This is a genomic window from Delftia sp. DS1230, assembly GCF_040112715.1.
In the GTDB taxonomy this organism is placed as follows: Bacteria; Pseudomonadota; Gammaproteobacteria; order Burkholderiales; family Burkholderiaceae_C; genus Comamonas; species Comamonas tsuruhatensis.
In genome coordinates this window covers 5,982,049-5,999,586 of sequence record NZ_CP157763.1, presented here as the reverse complement: position 1 = coordinate 5,999,586, position 17,538 = coordinate 5,982,049, and the positions used below count along the sequence as shown (strand labels likewise).

The 17,538-nt window shown below is 67.4% G+C and carries 12 protein-coding genes; 4 read left to right on the top strand and 8 right to left on the bottom strand.

Translation table 11 applies throughout. The features are described 5' to 3' along the window. Positions 1-15: 15 nt before the first annotated feature. Positions 16-549, bottom strand: a complete 534-nt coding sequence (locus tag AAN986_RS27015) for a hypothetical protein (RefSeq protein WP_016449359.1) — start codon at positions 547-549, stop codon at positions 16-18. Continuing rightward, complete coding sequence (gene def / locus AAN986_RS27010) at positions 546-1,058, bottom strand: peptide deformylase (protein ID WP_016449360.1); 513 nt, start codon at positions 1,056-1,058, stop codon at positions 546-548. The genes AAN986_RS27015 and def overlap by 4 nt, the downstream gene beginning before the upstream one ends. A 199-nt stretch (positions 1,059-1,257) precedes the next feature. Here def and AAN986_RS27005 point away from each other — a divergent pair, with 199 nt between their 5' ends. Both AAN986_RS27005 and dprA read left to right on the top strand, forming a co-directional pair. Next, positions 1,258-2,463, top strand: coding sequence for a LysM domain-containing protein (locus tag AAN986_RS27005; protein ID WP_047218912.1), 1,206 nt, complete (start codon positions 1,258-1,260; stop codon positions 2,461-2,463). A gap of 25 nt (positions 2,464-2,488) precedes the next feature. Beyond that, positions 2,489-3,694, top strand: coding sequence for a DNA-processing protein DprA (gene dprA, locus AAN986_RS27000; protein WP_047218913.1), 1,206 nt, complete (start codon positions 2,489-2,491; stop codon positions 3,692-3,694). A 143-nt stretch (positions 3,695-3,837) separates the two neighbouring features. Here the strand turns inward: dprA and AAN986_RS26995 are convergent, their stop codons facing one another. The 5 genes from AAN986_RS26995 to AAN986_RS26975 all read right to left on the bottom strand — a co-directional run bounded on the left by AAN986_RS26995 (position 3,838) and on the right by AAN986_RS26975 (position 13,528). Next, the gene (locus tag AAN986_RS26995) at positions 3,838-6,261 is read right to left on the bottom strand and encodes a DUF1631 family protein (protein WP_047218914.1); all 2,424 of its coding nucleotides are present in this window, start codon (positions 6,259-6,261) and stop codon (positions 3,838-3,840) included. Positions 6,262-6,300: 39 nt separating this feature from the next. After that, positions 6,301-7,251, bottom strand: a complete 951-nt coding sequence (gene secF, locus AAN986_RS26990; protein WP_016449364.1) for a protein translocase subunit SecF — start codon at positions 7,249-7,251, stop codon at positions 6,301-6,303. Between the two features lie 13 nt (positions 7,252-7,264). Continuing rightward, positions 7,265-9,187 (bottom strand): protein translocase subunit SecD, encoded by a 1,923-nt coding sequence (gene secD, locus AAN986_RS26985; protein ID WP_016454252.1) that lies wholly within the window; start codon positions 9,185-9,187, stop codon positions 7,265-7,267. A gap of 91 nt (positions 9,188-9,278) precedes the next feature. Beyond that, positions 9,279-9,614 (bottom strand): preprotein translocase subunit YajC, encoded by a 336-nt coding sequence (yajC, locus tag AAN986_RS26980; protein WP_016449366.1) that lies wholly within the window; start codon positions 9,612-9,614, stop codon positions 9,279-9,281. A 332-nt stretch (positions 9,615-9,946) separates the two neighbouring features. Next, complete coding sequence (locus tag AAN986_RS26975) at positions 9,947-13,528, bottom strand: indolepyruvate ferredoxin oxidoreductase family protein (protein WP_016449367.1); 3,582 nt, start codon at positions 13,526-13,528, stop codon at positions 9,947-9,949. A 188-nt stretch (positions 13,529-13,716) separates the two neighbouring features. Between AAN986_RS26975 and AAN986_RS26970 the strand changes: the two genes are divergently transcribed. Together AAN986_RS26970 and AAN986_RS26965 are read left to right on the top strand one after the other, a co-directional pair. Continuing rightward, positions 13,717-14,220, top strand: a complete 504-nt coding sequence (locus AAN986_RS26970) for an Lrp/AsnC family transcriptional regulator (RefSeq protein WP_016449368.1) — start codon at positions 13,717-13,719, stop codon at positions 14,218-14,220. 75 nt (positions 14,221-14,295) lie between these two features. Further along, a complete protein-coding gene (locus AAN986_RS26965; RefSeq protein WP_047218915.1) occupies positions 14,296-16,140 on the top strand; it encodes an MFS transporter in 1,845 nt (614 codons plus the stop codon). A 74-nt stretch (positions 16,141-16,214) separates the two neighbouring features. Here the strand turns inward: AAN986_RS26965 and AAN986_RS26960 are convergent, their stop codons facing one another. Continuing rightward, on the bottom strand, positions 16,215-17,399 hold the full coding sequence (locus AAN986_RS26960) for an MltA domain-containing protein (RefSeq protein ID WP_017404060.1): 1,185 nt from the start codon (positions 17,397-17,399) through the stop codon (positions 16,215-16,217). Positions 17,400-17,538: the final 139 nt, after the last annotated feature.

Genomic DNA, 17,538 nt, shown 5'->3' with positions numbered 1-17,538 from the left:
GGACGGTGTGCAGGCTCAACGCCGATCGTCGTCATTGAACACTTCGTCGGTGAACATCACGCGGCGCACCACGCCGGCGGGGTCGATATGCACATGGGCCTGGCGGCGAATGCCATTTTCCAGGATACGGTAGGTCCAGATGTCGCCGTTGAAACTGTAGACCCTCTCGATCAGCGCAGGCGGGCCGAAGAGCTGGCGTACGCTTTCCCGGGTGTCCTCGCCATTGCGCAGGGCGTGGAAGCGTTCGATGGTGAGCGCCTGCTCCACGCGCACCAGGCGCTGGCTGGCGTCGAAATCCATGTGATAGACCTGCTGGCCTGCAGGCTGCCAGCTGTAGACCAGGCGCGTGCCGCCGCCGTCCAGCGGCAGGCTCAGGGTCGGGCGGCCCATGGATCGCTCGATGTCGGCCCGTGGCGTGCCGGGCTTTTGCCACTCGGGTACGGTGCAGCCGGCCAGCAGCAGGGACAGGGCCAGCAGCGCCCAGGCAACGAGGCCCGCGCCGTCCATCTTCCAGCGCGGCATGAAGCGAGGCGCTGGCAGGCGGGTCATGCGCGTTCTGCCTGTTTCTGCTGCTTGAGCAGCTTGGTCTTGATGCGGTTGCGCTTGAGCGGCGACAGGTATTCGACGAAGACCTTGCCCATCAGGTGGTCCATCTCGTGCTGGATGCAGATGGCCTTGAAGCCTTCGGCCTCGATGATGCGTTCGTTGCCGTTCTCGTCCAGCGCCTTGACCTTGATGGCCGTGGAGCGTTCGACACCGTCGTAGATGCCGGGCACGGACAGACAGCCTTCCTCGCCCAATTGCTTCTCGTCGCTGGCCCAGAGCAGCTCGGGGTTGATCAGCGCAAAGGGCTCGTCGCGGCCTTCGGAGACATCGACCACGACCACGCGTTCATGCACATTCACCTGGGTGGCGGCCAGTCCCACGCCCTGGGCGTCATACATGGTGGCGTACATGTCCTGGACCAGTTGGCGAATGCGGTCATCGACCTTGGCGACCGGCTTGGCGACGGTGTGCAGGCGGGGGTCGGGATAGCAAAGAATGGGCAGAATGGACATGGCGTGGTCGGTGAATGTCGTTATTTTCGCCACTTTTCTGCCTGGGCGCAGCGGGACGACGCAATAAGCGTTGCCCTCTCATGGCCTTGCACGCAGAATCTTTGCTGATTTGTAAGACCTGTATGGCCGTTCATGACAAGATCGGCCGTGCCGCAGTGCCTAGGAGGGACGCTGTGTCAGACACAAGAAGAGGAATTCCATGACTGCATTCGCCACAGCTCGTACCTGGACTGTTGCCTCGGCCCTGATCGCCGCGTGTGCGGCGGCCCACGCGCAGCAGTATCCGGTGACGCCATCGCAGCGCTCGGCAGCCCAGCAGGTGGCGCAGCAGGGCGTTCCCGTGGGTGAGCTGGCGCCCGATGCGCCCGACAGCTACACCGTCAAGCGCGGCGACACGCTGTGGGGCATCTCCGGCATGTTCCTGCGCCGTCCCTGGCGCTGGCCCGAGCTGTGGGGCATGAACATGCAGGCCATCGCCAACCCCCATCTCATCTATCCGGGCCAGGTGCTGTACCTGGACAAGCGTGACGGCTACGCCCGCCTGAGCACGGCCCGCCCCATGGGCGATGGCGGCGAGCCCGGCGTGGTCCGCATCACTCCGAGCACGCGCAGCGAATCCCTGGCCCAGGCGGCCCTGCCCACGCTGCAGCCCCATCTGATCGAGCCCTTCCTGGCCGAGCCCCTGGTCGTCGATGCCGAAACGCTGCTGCGCGCGCCACGCCTCATCGCCACCACGGACGAGCGCGTGCTCATGGCCAGCGGCGACCGCGCCTATGCACGCGGCACCGCCGAGGCGCCGCTGCGCAAGGGCGACGGCCTGCCGCGCCAGTACCGCGTCTTCCGCGATGCCGTGGCGCTCAAGGATCCCATCTCCGGCGAGGTGCTGGGCTATGAGGCCAAGTACCTGGGCCTGGCCGATCTCATCGAGGGCGAGACCACGCTGGAGATCGTCGACAGCAAGGGCGAAAAGCACCAGCAGAACTCTCCCGCCACGGTGGACCTGTCGCGTTCCAAGACCGAAATGCGCGCCGGCGACCGCCTGCTGCCCGCGCCCGAGCGCACCTACATGAACTATGCGCCCCACGCGCCGCAACAGGCAGTGAAGGCCCATGTGGTTTCCCTGTACGGTGATCAGGCCGTGCGCTGGGCGGCCAACAACCAGGTCATTGCCATCAACAAGGGCACGCAGGACGGCATGGACGTGGGCACGGTGCTGGAGCTGATACGCCGCGGCGCACGCATCGTGGACAAGACGGGCGAGAAAAAGGAAGAGGTGCAACTGCCCGACGAACACAACGGCCATGCCATGGTGTTCCGGACCTTCGATCGCGTCTCCTACGCGCTGATCCTGGAGGCGCGGCGCGGTGTCGAGGTCGGCGACAGCCTGACCTCGCCGGCTCCTTGAGCCACCACGGCCTGCCGGCAGCGTCATGGCGGCCGCCCTGCAGTCCACGGACCGGTTGGCTCCTGACGAACTCTCTGCCTGGCTCCGGCTGCTGCTGACGCCCGGAGTGGGCCGCACCACGGCCCGGCGTCTGTTGGCGGCCTGCGGTGTTGCGCAGGACATCTGGAGCGGCCCGCCGTCCGCCTGGCACGGACTGGTGACCGCCGCTCAGGCCCATGCCCTGCAGACCGTGCCCCAGCGCCTGGAGCAGCTTGTGGCGGCCACGGCGCAATGGCTGGACCAGCCCGCTTCCGGGCAGTTGCATGCCGTGCTTGCGCTGGGCCATCCCCAGTATCCGCAGGCGCTGCTGCAGACCGAAGATCCGCCGCTGCTGCTGCATGTGCAGGGCAGCGAGCGCTGCATGACAGGTTCTGGCCCCTGGTTCCCCTATCCACAGTCCCTGGCCATGGTCGGCAGCCGCGGGCCGACGGTCCAGGGCGCGGCCAACGCGCGTGCCATGGCGCAGGCGCTGGCCGAGGCCGGCCTGTGCATCGTCTCCGGACTGGCGCAGGGCGTGGATGGCGCGGCCCATGAAGGCGCGCTGCGCGCGGCGCCACGCCTGGGCGGGCTGGGTGCTCCCGTCACCATTGCCGTCGTCGGCACGGGCCTGGACCAGGTCTACCCGCGGCGCCATGCCGCCCTGGCCCGCGAAGTGGCCAGCCACGGGCTGATCGTCAGCGAATATCCGCTGGGCACCGGCCCCATGGCCGCGCACTTTCCGCAGCGCAACCGCATCATCGCGGGCCTGTCCCAGGGCACGCTGGTGGTCGAGGCGGCCCTGCAGTCGGGCTCGCTGATCACGGCCAGGCTGGCCAGCGAACAGGGCCGCGAAGTCTTTGCCATTCCTGGCTCCATCCACGCGCCCCAGTCGCGCGGCTGCCATGCGCTGCTGCGCCAGGGCGCCAAGCTCGTGGAAACGGCGCAGGACGTGCTCGATGAGCTGCAGGGCACGGCCGCGCGCCTGCCGCTTCCCAAGCCTGTATCGGCAGCGGCAGCTGTCCAGTCCGCCCAGGACCCTGAGAGCGACGCCACCCTGCGCGCCCTGGCCCACGACCCGCTGTCGCTGGACGAGCTCATGGACCGCACAGGCATGGACGCCGCAGTCCTGCAGGCCCACCTGCTGGAGCTGGAACTGGAAGGCCGCGTGGAACGCCTGCCCGGCGGCCTGTTCCAGCGCCTGGCCCAGGCCTGATCTCAAAAACTGGCGCGTCCCCAAGCGGGATATGCCGAGCAAGAGCCGCCTCGCAGTGGGGGCGCCTAGCCGAGGGCATCGTCCCCCTCCCCCGCGAAGCGGGTAGAGAGGCGCCGTGCCCCGGGGGGAAGGCGCGTAGCGCCTCAGGGGGAGCTTAGCCTTTCAGGGTTCGCCTGAATCTTCTGCAGCGCATCCCGCGTCGCGCGCACGGTGAGCGCCTCCTCGTCATGCACGGCCAGCAGGCCGGACTGCAGGTAGGAGGCCATGCGCCGCAGCTGCAGCAGGTGGCAGGTGCCATCGAGCGCGGCGAACAGGTGCAGTTGCTTGCGGCGGCTGCGCCAGGTGTATTGCACCTGGATGCGCGCGCCGTTGTGGTCCAGGGTGAACCAGCGGCCCGTCTCCAGAGAGGCCGCCCATTCCAGCATCACCGGCTCCACGGCCGTGTTCGTGCTCGGGATGACGTTGAGGCCGGCCGTGTCCACGCCCAGGATCATCTCGATGTTCTCGGGCGACAGCGGCATGTCCTCGTCGAGCATGCCGTCTTCATTGATGTACTGCTCCAGATGGGCCAGCCGCTGCGCCATGGCCTCGATGCGGGCCGGGGCGATGGTCGCGGTCTTGGAGACAAAGGCCTCGGCCAGCGTGTCGGTGACCAGCTTGATGCGCGTGGACTGGGCGTCGCCCGTGACACCGATCAGGGCCAGTCCTTCGCGCAGGGTCTGCAAAAGCGTCGGCAGCGTCTGGATCACGCGCGAGCGTTCCTGGCGCGTGGGCTTGGCGCTGGCGGCCCAGACCAGTTCGCTGGCGGCCTGCTTGAAGCGCATGGTGCGCGCGTCCTTGGCGCCGTGGCGCACGGCGGCCAGGGCCAGCACCTCGGTCCAGGTCTTGAACAGGAACTCGCGGATCTCCTTGCGCACCGGCATGTCGGTGAGCAGGTGGCGCAGCTCGATCGTGTATTGGATGGCCAGGGTTTCCTTTTGCTCCACCTGCTGGGCCACGGTGACGATCTTGGCCTTGTCCTGCGACTGGGTCAGGTAGCGCGCCAGGAAATCCTCGAACTCGCGCAGCACCAGCACGAACACTTTCTGGCCCGTTTCGGGGTATTGCTCGATGACCTGGACGATGCGCCGGATCTCGGACTCCAGCGCGCTGCCGCTGATGCTGGAGGCGTCGAATCCCATCACGCAGGAGCCCAGGCGGTCGATCAGCAGCCGGGCCGGATGGCGCAGGTTGCTGAAGAATTCCGGCTCGGCCAGTGCCACGCGCAGCACCGGCACCTGCAGCCGGGCAAACCAGACCCGCACCGAGGGCGGGATGCGGTCCTCGGTCAGGATGGCCTGGAACATCAGGGCCACGATCTCGATGGTGGCCTTTTCGCCCGAAGTGGTGGCCTTGCGCTTGAGGTCGGCCGAACGTTCGCGCACCTGCCCGACCAGCTGGCCGATGGCAGCCGGACTGACATCGATGTGCAGCGTGGTCAGGCCCTGGGCCAGCATCTGCTGGTACTGCGTCTGGGCCACCACGCGCTGCTCCAGCAAGGCCTGGGTCAGCGCGGCCGATGCGGGCGCCTGGGGCATGCCTGCGCCCACACCGGGCACCAGGCCCTGCACGCCCACGCCCGGCTGCATGAGCAGGCGGCGCAACTGGCCCACGACTTCCTGGGCGCGGTGGCGTGCGCGCGAAAGGGTTGTCAGGCCTACGGGCATGGCGGGCATCGCCGGCATCTGGCCATGGGGGGGCGCCGCAGTGTCGGGCGGGTAGGCGGCAGCGCCGGGCACGCCGCCCATCTGCGTGGGCGCATAGGCCGAGGAATGCTGTGATGCAGTGGCATGCTGCGAGGCCGCAGCAGGTGGCGCGGCGTTCTGGCCCAGGCCCATGGCGCGCGTGGAGTTGCCCGCCTCGGTGCGCCGCACGCGCATGGCCACGTCCTGCGAGCGGGTGACGCCCTGGCCGTCCAGCAGCACATGGGCTGCCTGGTACTCGGTCACCAGCACGGGCGCCAGGGCCGTCTGCAGCAGGTCCAGCACGCGCTGCAGATCACCGCGCTGCAGGCCCGTGGCCAGCCATTGCTCGACCAGGTGCCGGCACACGGTTTCGGTGCGCAGGATATCGTCCGAGGGCAGCTCGCGGCCCTCGATGAACTGCATGCGCAGACGCAGCGTGTCGAAGGCCGGCGCTGCGGTCTCTCCCATGGCCAGGGCCATGCGGGAGGCCAGGATCTTGTTCTCCACCACATCGTCGCTGAGCAACTCGAACTGCAGCGCGCCGCGCTGCGGCACGGCGGCAGGCGCGGCTTTGGCCGGCTGCAGCGCGCCTTGCAGGGCCTGCATGCTGGCGTTCAGCCAGGCGTTCTGGTGCTGGCGGTAGTTGCCCCAGGCTTCACGCCGCTCCTGCATTTCGCGCTGCGTGCCCACGGCCTGGGCCTGTTGCTCCATCTGCGCCAGCAGCTGCTGGGCCACGCCGGGCAGGCCCTTGCACAGTCCTCGCACCCAATGCAAACGCGCCTGCTGGCCCAGGGAGGACTGGGGGCCAGCAGGCGCGTTGGAAGGGTGGGGCAGGGAGGGCATGCCCGGGAGTGTAAGCCGGTCCAGGGCTAAAACATCCGCTTACACGGTGGCGCCGGCGTTGGGGTCGTTGGGGTCCGTGGAAGCCTTGGGCGCCTTGATCAGATCCTCGCGCTTGACGCCCAGCCACATGGCGATGGCGGCGGCCACGAAGACCGAGGAATAGATGCCGAACAGGATGCCGATGGTCAGCGCCAGCGCGAAGTAGTGCAGGCTGGGACCGCCGAAGAAGAACATGGACAGCACCATGGCCTCGGTGGAGGCGTGGGTGATGATGGTGCGGCTCATGGTGCTGGTGATGGCGTGGTCGATCACCTCGGTGGTGCTGAGCTTGCGGAACTTGCGGAAGGCTTCGCGGATACGGTCGAAGATCACGACCGACTCGTTGACCGAGTAGCCCAGCACGGCCAGCACGCCGGCCAGCACCGACAGCGAGAACTCCCATTGGAAGAACGCGAAGAAGCCCAGGATGATGATCACGTCGTGCAGGTTGGCGATCACGGCGGCCACGCCGAACTTCCACTCGAAGCGCATGGCCAGGTAGATCACGATGCCCAGCACCACGAAGCCCAGGGCCATCAGGCCGTTGTGCATGAGCTCGTCACCCACCTGCGGGCCCACGAACTCGGTGCGGCGCAGCGTGACTTCGGCGTCTTCCTTCTTGAGTGCTGTGAGTACTTGCTCGCTTTGCTGGGCCGAGGTCACGTCCTTTTGCACGGGCAGGCGGATCATCACGTCGCGCGATGTGCCGAAGTTCTGCACCGTGACATCGGCGTAGCCGAGGCCGGCGACCGTGTCGCGCACCTTGGCGATGTTGGCGGGCTGGGTATAGGCCACCTCCATCACGGTGCCGCCCGTGAATTCCACGGACAGGTGCAGGCCGCGGGTGAGCAGGAAGAACACGGCCAGCGCGAAGGTGATGAAGGACACCGCGTTGAGGATCAACGCGTACTTCATGAAGGGGATGTCTTTGCGGATGCGGAAGAACTCCATGGTCTTCCCCCTTTCAGTTGTTGGCGCCGGAATCGGCGACGCTGGATCCCTTGGCCGTCACCGAGCGCAGCTGGCTGGTGTCTTCAGGCTTCCAGACCTGGCCGATGGAAATGCTCTTGAGCTTCTTGCGGCGGCCGTACCAGAGGTTGACCAGGCCGCGCGAGAAGAACACGGCCGAGAACATGCTGGTCAGGATGCCGATGCAGTGCACCACGGCGAAGCCGCGCACCGGGCCGGAGCCGAAGGCCAGCAGCGCCAGGCCCGCGATCAGCGTGGTCACGTTCGAGTCCAGGATGGTGTGCCATGCGTTCTCGTAGCCCGCATGGATGGCCGCCTGCGGCGACGCGCCGCCGCGCAGTTCCTCGCGGATGCGCTCGTTGATCAGCACGTTGGAGTCGATGGCCACGCCCAGCGCCAGCGCCATGGCGGCGATGCCGGGCAGGGTCAGCGTGGCCTGCAGCATGGACAGGATGGCCAGCAGCAGCAGCACGTTGACCGACAGGGCCACCGTGGAGATCACGCCGAACAGCAGGTAGTACACGCACATGAAGGCCGCGATGGCCACCAGGCCCCAGACCACGGAGTGGATGCCGCGGTTGATGTTGTCGGCGCCCAGGCTGGGGCCGATGGTGTATTCCTCGATGATCTCCATGGGCGCGGCCAGCGAGCCGGCGCGCAGCAGCAGGGCCGTGTCGTTGGCTTCCGCCGTGGTCATGCGGCCCGAGATCTGCACGCGTCCGCCGCCGATCTCGGTGCGGATCACGGGAGCCGTCACGACCTCGCCCTTGCCCTTTTCGAACAGGATGATGGCCATGCGCTTGCCCACGTTCTCGCGCGTGATGTCCTTGAAGATGCGTGCGCCCTTGGCATCGAGCACCAGGTTGACCGTGGGCTCCTGGGTCTGGCTGTCGAAGCCGGGCTGTGCGTCGGTGAGGTTCTCGCCGGTCAGCACGACCTGCTTTTGCACGATCACGGCCTGGGCGTTGCGGTCCAGGTAGCGCTCGGAGCCGAAGGGCACGGGGCCCGAACCCAGTTCGGCGCCGCGCGCCTCGGAGGATTCGTCGACCAGGCGCACTTCCAGCGTGGCCGTGCGGCCCAGGATGTCCTTGGCCTTGGCCGTGTCCTGCACGCCGGGCAGTTGCACGATGATGCGGTCCAGGCCCTGCTGCTGGATCACGGGCTCGGCCACGCCCAGCTCGTTGATACGGTTGTGCAGGGTGACGATGTTCTGCTTGAGCGCCTGCTCCTGCACCTTGCGCAGGGCTTCGGGCTTGATGGAGGCCAGCAGCTTGAAGCCTGCGCCATCCGGCTCGGAGGTGGCTGCCAGATCGGGGAACTGGTCGGAGACCAGGTTGCGCGCGGCCGTGAGCATGGCTTCGTCGCGCACGCGGATCTCGACGGTGTTGCCGTTGCGCGAGACGCCGCCGTGGCGGATGTTCTTGTCGCGCAGCGAGCTGCGCAGGTCGCCGGCAAAGGAGTCGGCCTTCTTGGTCAGGGCGGCAGCCATGTCCACCTGCAGCATGAAGTGCACGCCACCGCGCAGGTCCAGCCCCAGGTACATGGGCTTGGCGCCGACGGCCGTGAGCCATTGCGGCGAGCGCGACACCAGGTTCAGGGCCACGATGTAGGCCGGGTCGTTGGCATCGGGGATCAGGGCCTTCTGGATCACGTCCTTGGCCTTGAGCTGCTCGTCGGGCGTGTTGAAGCGCGCGCGCACCGAGGTGCCTTCGATGGACAGGACGTCGGGCTTGACATCGGCAGCCTTCAAGGCCTCTTCGACTTTCTGCAGTACGGCGTTGTCCACCTTGATGGTGGCCTTGGCCGAGGAGACCTGCACCGCAGGCGCCTCACCGAAAAAATTGGGCAGGGTGTAGAGCACCCCTACCAGCAGCGCGATCACGATGATCGCGTACTTCCAGACCGGATATCGGTTCATGATCGCGCTCTTCGCTCTTTGTAGACAGCAACGCACAAAAGGGTGTGCTGCCGCCTGCGCGGTCCGCACACCCGCAAGACAGGGACAACGCTTACTTCAGCGTGTCCTTGGGCAGCACCTGGACGACGGCGCTGCGCTGGATCTGGACTTCCACACCCGAGGCGATCTCGATGTGCAGGAATTGCTCGGACATGCGCGTCACGCGGCCGATGATGCCGCCGGCCGTTGCCACTTCGTCACCCTTGGCCAGTGCCTCGATCATGGAGCGATGCTCCTTCTGGCGCTTCATCTGCGGACGGATCATCACGAAGTACAGCACCACGAACATCAGCGCCAGAGGCGCCATGCCCATCAACTGCGACATGAAGTCGCCCCCGGAGGCTGCTGCTGCGGGTGCGGTCTGGGCAAAAGCGGAAGAAATAAACACGGGCAAGACTCCAGGATTGGAAGGTCGAAAAAGGGTCGCTGCGCACGCCGATATGCACGGGCCCGCGCAGGAGAACGGAGCATTGTATGCGTCAGCCCTGACCCACATGGGCTGCCAGGATCTGGCTGCTGCGGGTTTTTCGGCGACGATGGCTGCAACTGGCGGCCATCTGCCGTTTTTAAAGGGGTGGAGCGCGGTTTTTCGTGGTTTTTGCGCCCGGCGTGACGGCACTTGAAGCGGCCCCGGAGGCAACCGCGCCGCCCGCACCTCACGGTACGGGTGGCGGCCGCGATCTTACAGGACGCCCTTGTGGCGGGGCTGTCCGTGTGGTTTCAGGCCACGCCGACTGCGGGCTGTCCCGTGCTGCCCGCGCCCCGTGACGGGGCGTTCCAGCGTGCCATCAGCGCCTTCCACTTGGTGCGGGCCGCAGCCAGGTTGCGCTCCTTGACGTGGCCGTAGCCGCGGATGTCCTCGGGAATGCTGGCGATCTCCACGGCCAGCGCCAGGCGCTCGGGCGTGAGCTCGGACAGCAGTCCTTCTATGCACTGGCGGTATTCCTGGATCAGTGCGCGCTCGGTGCGGCGTTCCTGCGTGCGGCCGAAGGGGTCCAGCGCCGTGCCGCGCAGGCCCTTCATCTTCGCCAGCACCTGCATGGCCTTGCGCATCCAGGGGCCGTAGGACTTCTTGACCAGATGGCCCTGCTCGTCCTTGGCGGCCGACGACGGCGGCGCCAGGTGGTGGACCACGCGGTAGTCGCCCTCGAACATGCTGGCGATGCGCTGGCTGAAGGCCGCATCGGTGTGCAGGCGCGCGACCTCGTACTCATCCTTGTAGGCCATGAGTTTGAACAGATAGCGGGCCACGGCTTGCGACAGGCGCGTACCCGAGCCCGCCACGGCGCGCTCGGCGGCATGGACCTTGTCCACGAAGGCCTGGTACTCGGCCGCATAGGCGGCGTTCTGGTAGGCCGTGAGGAAGTCCACGCGCTTGGCCACCATCTCGGTCAGCGAAGGCTTCTTGACGAACTGGATCACCTGGGCCGTCTGGAACAGGGCGCGCACGGCAGCCAGGTCATGGGCGCAGCGGCGGCCCCACTCGAAGGCGGCCTTGTTGTTGTCGGCCTGCACGCCGTTGAGTTCGATGGCACGCATCAGCGCCGCATGCGACAGCGGCACGCGGCCCTTTTGCCAGGCGTAGCCCAGGATCAGCGGGTTGGTGTAGATGCTGTCGCCCAGCAGCTGCACGGCCACCTGCTCGGCGTCGAAGCTGCCCAGCAGCTCGGGGCCCACGGCCTGGGCCAGTGCGCTGGCGCAGCGGTCGTCCGGTGCCTGCCAGTCAGGGTTGGTGACGAAGGCTGCCGTGGGCGAGCCATGGCTGTTGAGCGCCACGAAGGTGCGGCCCGGCTGCATCACGGACATGGTGGTCGGCGTGGCCGTGACGATGGGGTCGCAGCCGATCACCAGGTCGGCCTTGGCCATGTCCACCTTGGTGGTGTAGATGGCCTCGGGACGATTGGCGATCTGGATGTGGCTCCAGGTGGAGCCGCCCTTTTGCGCCAGGCCGGCCGCATCCTGGGTGATCACGCCCTTGCCCTCCAGGTGGGCCGCCATGCCCAGCAGCGAGCCGATGGTGATCACCCCCGTGCCGCCGACACCGGCCACCACAATGCCCCAGGCCTGCTCGGCCACCGGCAGCACGGGCTCCGGGATGGCGGGCAGCATGGACAGATCGCCCTTTTTCTCCTTCTTGGGCTTCTTGAGCTGGCCGCCTTCGATGGTGACGAAGCTGGGGCAAAAGCCCTTCACGCAGGAGTAGTCCTTGTTGCAGGTGTTCTGGTTGATGCGGCGCTTGCGGCCGAACTCGGTCTCCACCGGCTCGACCGACAGGCAGTTGGACTGCACCGAGCAGTCGCCGCAGCCCTCGCAGACCAGCTCGTTGATGACCACGGTCTTGTCGGGCGTGGCCAGCGTGCCGCGTTTGCGGCGGCGGCGCTTTTCGGTGGCGCAGGTCTGGTCGTAGATGATGGCCGTGCAGCCCTTGAGGGCGCGGAACTCGCGCTGGATGCGGTCCAGTTCGTCGCGGTGGTGCACGGTCACGCCCTCGGCCAGCGGCACGCCGTCGTACTTGGCGGGTTCGTCGGTGACGATGACCAGTTTGGCCACGCCCTCGGACTTGAGGCTGTTCATGATCTGCAGCACCGAATGGCCCTCGGGCCGCTCGCCCACGCGCTGGCCGCCCGTCATGGCCACGGCGTCGTTGTACAGCAGCTTGTAGGTGATGTTCACGCCGGCCGCGATGCTCTGGCGTATCGCCAGCAGGCCGCTGTGGAAGTAGGTGCCGTCGCCCAGGTTGGCGAAGACATGGGCGTCCTTGGTGAAGGGCGCCTGGCCCACCCAGGTCACGCCCTCGCCGCCCATCTGCGTGAAGGTGCTGGTGGAGCGGTCCATCCAGACCGTCATGTAGTGGCAGCCGATGCCGGCCACGGCGCGGCTGCCCTCGGGCACGCGGGTGCTGGTGTTGTGCGGGCAGCCGCTGCAAAACCATGGCACGCGGTCGCCCGTGGGCTGGCTCTGGGCCACCTTGAGCGCGGCCTCGCGGGCGTCCAGCACGGCAATGCGCTCGTGCATGCGCTGGGCGATGTGTTCGGGCACGCCGATCTTGGTCAGGCGCTGGACGATGGCGCGCGCGATGAGGGCCGGCGTCAAGTCCGCATTGGGGCGCAGCAGCCAGTCCTGGCTGGGATTGGGCACCGACCATTCGCCGCCGTGCTCATCGCTAAACTTGCCGACCACGTTGGGCCGCACGTCGGAGCGCCAGTTGTACAGCTCTTCCTTGATCTGGTATTCGATGACCTGGCGCTTTTCCTCCACCACCAGGATTTCCTGCAGGCCGCGCGCGAAGTCGCGCGTGATGGTGGCCTCCAGCGGCCAGACCACGTTGACTTTGTGCACGCGTATGCCCAGCTGGCGGCAGGTGTCGTCGTCCAGGCCCAGGTCGGCAAGGGCCTGGCGCATGTCGTTGTAGGCCTTTCCGCTGGCGATCAGGCCGAAGCGGTCGTTGGGGCCCTCGATCACGTTGTGGTTGAGCCGGTTGGCGCGCACATAGGCCAGGGCCGCATACCACTTGTAGTTCATCAGCCGCTGCTCCTGCTCCAGCGGCGCATCGGGCCAGCGGATGTGCAGGCCGCCGGGCGGCATCTGGAAGTCCTCGGGCAGGATGATGTTCACGCGGTCCGGCTCCACCGAGACGCTCGCCGAGGACTCGACCACCTCCTGGATGGTCTTCATGCCCGACCACAGGCCCGAGAAGCGGCTCATGGCAAAGGCATGCAAGCCCATGTCCAGGATGTCCTGCACATTGCTGGGAAAGAACACCGGCGTGCCGCAGGCCTTGAAGATGTGGTCGCTCTGGTGGGCGGCCGTGCTGCTCTTGCTGATGTGGTCGTCGCCGGCCAGCGCGATCACGCCGCCGTGCCGGGCCGTGCCCGCCATGTTGGCGTGCTTGAACACGTCGGAGCAGCGGTCCACGCCCGGGCCCTTGCCGTACCACAGGCCGAAGACGCCGTCGAACTTCTTGGTCTCGGGATAGAGATCCAGCTGCTGCGTGCCCCAGACGGCCGTGGCGCCCAGCTCTTCATTGACGCCGGGCTGGAAGACGATGTTGTTGGATTCGAGGTGCTTTTTCGCGGCCCATAGCGCCTGGTCATAGCCGCCCAGCGGGGAGCCCCGGTAGCCGCTGATGAAGCCTGCGGTGTTCAGGCCCGCTGCAGCGTCGCGCTGGCGCTGCAGCATGGGCAGGCGTACAAGGGCCTGGACTCCGCTCATGAACGCACGGCCGTGCTGCAGAGCGTATTTGTCGTCGAGGGTGACCGTCTCCAGGGCGCGGCGCACGTCTTCGGGCAGTGGGGCATTCATGGCTTGTCTCCATCGATGGTCGGTGCCCTGTCATGTCCTGCCCGGAACGGGAAAGAGGCATGCACGGCACTCGTTGTCTGAACCAAATCGCCTTTTTTCAGTGTATTCGTGCTCGTCTGATAGGTCTTTGCTTTCTTTGCGCTGTTTCAAGTATTCTGAGCAAGGATCTTTCTTGAAAATGGTGTTTTGTGCAAACTTTGGACAAATTCGACATTGCCATCCTCGGCCACCTGCAGGCCGACGCGCGCCTGACCAATGCCGAGCTGGCCCAGCGCGTGGGCCTGTCGGCCGCGCCGTGCTGGCGCCGCGTGCGGGCGCTGGAAGAAGCGGGCTTCATCCGCGGCTACCACGCCGACATCGACCGCCACAAGATCGGCCTGGGCGTGCTGGCCTTCGTGCGGCTCGATGCCGTGCGCACGGCCGGCACGCTGACGCTGGAGATGGAGGACGCCATCCGCAAGCTGCCCGAGGTGGTCACCTGCCACTACATCAGCGGCACCGGCACCTTCGAGCTGCAGGTGGTGGCGCGCGACCTGGACAGCTTTGCGCAGTTCGCGCGCAACACGCTGCTGAACCTGCCCAACGTGAAGGACATGCAGACCAGTTTCTCGCTGGGCGAGATCAAGTCCAGCCATGCGCTGCCGCTGTCCCAGCTGGGACCCATGGCGGGCCAGGGACTGCCGGGCCAGTAGCCGCAGGCCGGCGGACTGGCCTATGAAGGTCGCGCCGAAGCGACAGTGTGCTCCTGTAACAGGAGCGAAAAACGGTTGTCGTACAAGGTGGTGATCGTGGTTATTAGTAAGGCAACCATTTCTGGCGCCACCCCGCGTTTGGCCCGAGAATCGGGACACATGGCCGCAGAACAATCAACACCAGACCCCGCCCAGCCACCCGCCTCAGAAACCGAGCCTTCCACCCAGCCCCCGGCCGAGCCCTCGGGAGCGGGGGCGCCGGGCACCCTGCTCGAGGACCCGTCCGGCATGGCCGCTGCCGACAGGGCGGCCGCCGAGGCCGAAGGCCAGAAGACGGCCCAGGCCCAGCAGGGCGTCTGGGCGCCGCTGTCCGGCCCTACCTTCCGCATGCTCTGGCTGATCTGGATGGCGGCCAATACCTGCATGTGGATGAACGATGTGGCGGCGGCCTGGCTCATGACCTCGCTGACCACCTCGCCCGTGCTCGTGGCCCTGGTGCAATCGGCCTCCACGCTGCCCGTCTTCCTGCTGGGCTTGCCCAGCGGTGCGCTGGCCGACATCCTGGACCGGCGCCGCTACTTCATCGTCACCCAGTTCTGGGTGGCGGCCGTGGCTCTGGTGCTGTGCCTGTTCGTGCTCTCGGGCCGGATGACGGCGCACTGGCTGCTGGTGCTGACCTTTGCCAACGGCATCGGCCTGGCCATGCGCTGGCCCGTGTTCTCGGCATTGATTCCCGAACTCGTGCCCAAGCACCACCTGCCCTCGGCCATGGCGCTGAACGCGGTGGCCATGAACGCCTCGCGCATCATCGGACCCCTGGTGGCGGGCGCCATCATCGCCAGCCTGGGCAGTGCCTGGGTGTTCGTGCTGAACGCCGTGCTGTCCGTCATCTCGGGCATCGTGCTGATCCGCTGGAAGCGCCGCCACGTGGCCAACCCGCTGGGCCGCGAGCGCCTGCCCTCGGCCATGCGCGTGGGCCTGCAGTTCGTGCGCGAGTCGCCGCGCATGCATGCGGTGCTGGCGCGCACGGTGTGTTTCTTCCTGCAGTGCACGGCGGTGATGGCCCTGCTGCCCCTGGTGGCACAGCGCCTGCACGGCCCGACCGAGGGCGGGGGCGGCGCCGAGACCTTCACGCTGCTGCTGGCCTCCATGGGGGCGGGCGCCATCGTGGGCGCCATGTTCCTGCCGCGCCTGCGCCAGGCCATGTCCAAGGAAAGGCTGATCCGGTCGGGCTCTGCCGTGCATGCGCTGGCCACGCTGGCCGTGGCCTTGTCGCCCAATGTCTACATGGCGGTGCCGGCCATGATGCTGGCCGGCATGGCGCTGATCTCCACGGCCAACGTGCTGGGCGTTTCGGCCCAGATGGCCCTGCCCAACTGGGTGCGGGCGCGAGGCATGTCCATCTACCAGATGTCCATCATGGGCGGCACGGCGGCAGGCGCCGCGCTCTGGGGACAGGTGGCCAGCATGGTGGGCGTGCGCGGCAGCCTCATGGTGGCCGCCGCCAGCGGCGTGGCCTGCATGCTGCTGGTGCAGCGCCTGGTGCGCGACCGCCAGATCGAGGAGGACCTGAGCCCCTCCAAGGCCTTCCAGCGCCCCGAGGTCAACATCCCGGAAGCCGGCCGCGTGGTCGTCACCATCGAGTACCAGATCGACCCCACCCAGGCCGAGGCCTTCCGCGCCCTCATGCAGGAAAGCCGCCGCAGCCGCATGCGCCAGGGCGCGCTGGGCTGGAGCCTGCTGCACAGCATGAGCCACCCGGAGCGCTACGTGGAGCAGATCATCGACGAGTCATGGACCGAGCACCTTCGCCGCTTCGACCGCGTCACCGCCGCCGACGTGGCGCTGCGCGACCGCAAGCTGGCGTATCACAAGGGCAAGGAACCGCCGCGCGTCACGAGGTACTTCGATACCCCCTGAGGCGCTGCGAGGGCGCCTTCCCCCTCCCTCGCGAAGCGAGTAGAGAGGGGGAAGCGGCGTAGCCGCTCAGGGGGTCACCTCAAGTGCGGTGCCTGGCTCGCCAGGGCGCGCGGCCAGAAGGCCCACAGGCGCAGGTTCTGCTTGATGCGGCCTGCCAGGTCGCCGGCTTCGGGGCCCCAGCCCATGAAGTAGTCGGCGCGCACGGCGCCGACGATGGCGCTGCCCGTGTCCTGGGCGAAGACCAGGCGGTTCAGCGCCACGGTGGGCCCGGATGTGGACAGCCAGACCGGTGTGCCGTAGGGGATGCTCTGCTTGTCCACGGCGATGGAGCGGCCTGGCGTCAGGGCCACGCCCTGGGCGCCCTTGGGGCCGAACTGCAGGTCCAGGCCTTCCAGCGGCTCCTCACGGAAGAAGACGTAGCGCGGGTTGCTCCACAGCATTTCATTGACGCGGCCGGGGTTGGCGGCCACCCAGGCGCTGATGCCGGGCCAGGTGGCGTCGCGCACCAGTCCCTGGTCCAGCAGCCAGCGGCCCACGCTCTTGTAGGGCTGGTCATTGGTGCCCGCAAAGGCGACGCGGATCGTGCGTTGCGCGCCCGTGGGCTCGGTGATGTTCAGGCGCCCCGATCCCTGGATGTGCAGCACCATCGCATCGACCGGGTCGCGCAGCCAGGCGATGGCGCGGCCTGCCAGGGCCGCCTGGGCCTCTGGCAGGGTCTCGATCTGCTGGCGCGAGAACCAGGGCTTGCGGCTGCCGAAGCCGGCGCCGGCCGGCGTCTTGTACAGGGGCACGTTGAATCCGTCGCCGGGCAGGCGCCGCGCCTCGAAAAGCGGCTCGTAGTAGGCGGTCAGCATGCCGTCCGGGCCGCCGCCCAGCGCCTCGATGCGGTAGGGTTGCAGATTGGCCATGAGCCAGGCGCGCTGCTCGTCGCCCGTGGCGATGCTCAGCTGGCGCACATCGCGGCACAGGCCTGCGAAGACCGAACTGGGTCGTTCGCAGTTCTTGAGCCACGCATTCCAGGCTTCGTGCAGCGCGTCCTCCTGCAGGCCGGGCAATTCGCTCCAGTCGGCCGCGATCCAGCGGCTCTTGGTGGGCGTGTTGGTGACCAGCGGGGGCCTGGGCGTGACGGCGGGAGAGCCGCCCGGCTGCAGATCGGGTACGGGCGAGGGGTCGTAGACCGGCTTGGTGGTGGTCGTGCAGGCGACCAGCGTCCCTACAATCAGCGCCATCGCGGCATGGCGCAGGAGGTGGAAATTCATGGGGTTGATTTTGCTCGAAGCACTGCTGGCCTTGGTGATTCTGGTCGCTATTGTGTGGTGGACCATGTTCTCCGGACGCCGCAAGGGCGAGTTGCCCGTGGACACGCCACGGGATTCGCATCCGTCTCCAGACAAACCC

Coding starts and splice junctions, on each gene's coding strand:
- AAN986_RS27015 (WP_016449359.1), bottom strand. CDS start 549: ATGACCCGCCTGCCAGCGCCTCGCTTCATGCCGCGCTGGAAGATGGAC.
- def (WP_016449360.1), bottom strand. CDS start 1,058: ATGTCCATTCTGCCCATTCTTTGCTATCCCGACCCCCGCCTGCACACC.
- AAN986_RS27005 (WP_047218912.1), top strand. CDS start 1,258: ATGACTGCATTCGCCACAGCTCGTACCTGGACTGTTGCCTCGGCCCTG.
- dprA (WP_047218913.1), top strand. CDS start 2,489: ATGGCGGCCGCCCTGCAGTCCACGGACCGGTTGGCTCCTGACGAACTC.
- AAN986_RS26995 (WP_047218914.1), bottom strand. CDS start 6,261: ATGCCCTCCCTGCCCCACCCTTCCAACGCGCCTGCTGGCCCCCAGTCC.
- secF (WP_016449364.1), bottom strand. CDS start 7,251: ATGGAGTTCTTCCGCATCCGCAAAGACATCCCCTTCATGAAGTACGCG.
- secD (WP_016454252.1), bottom strand. CDS start 9,187: ATGAACCGATATCCGGTCTGGAAGTACGCGATCATCGTGATCGCGCTG.
- AAN986_RS26975 (WP_016449367.1), bottom strand. CDS start 13,528: ATGAATGCCCCACTGCCCGAAGACGTGCGCCGCGCCCTGGAGACGGTC.
- AAN986_RS26960 (WP_017404060.1), bottom strand. CDS start 17,399: ATGAATTTCCACCTCCTGCGCCATGCCGCGATGGCGCTGATTGTAGGG.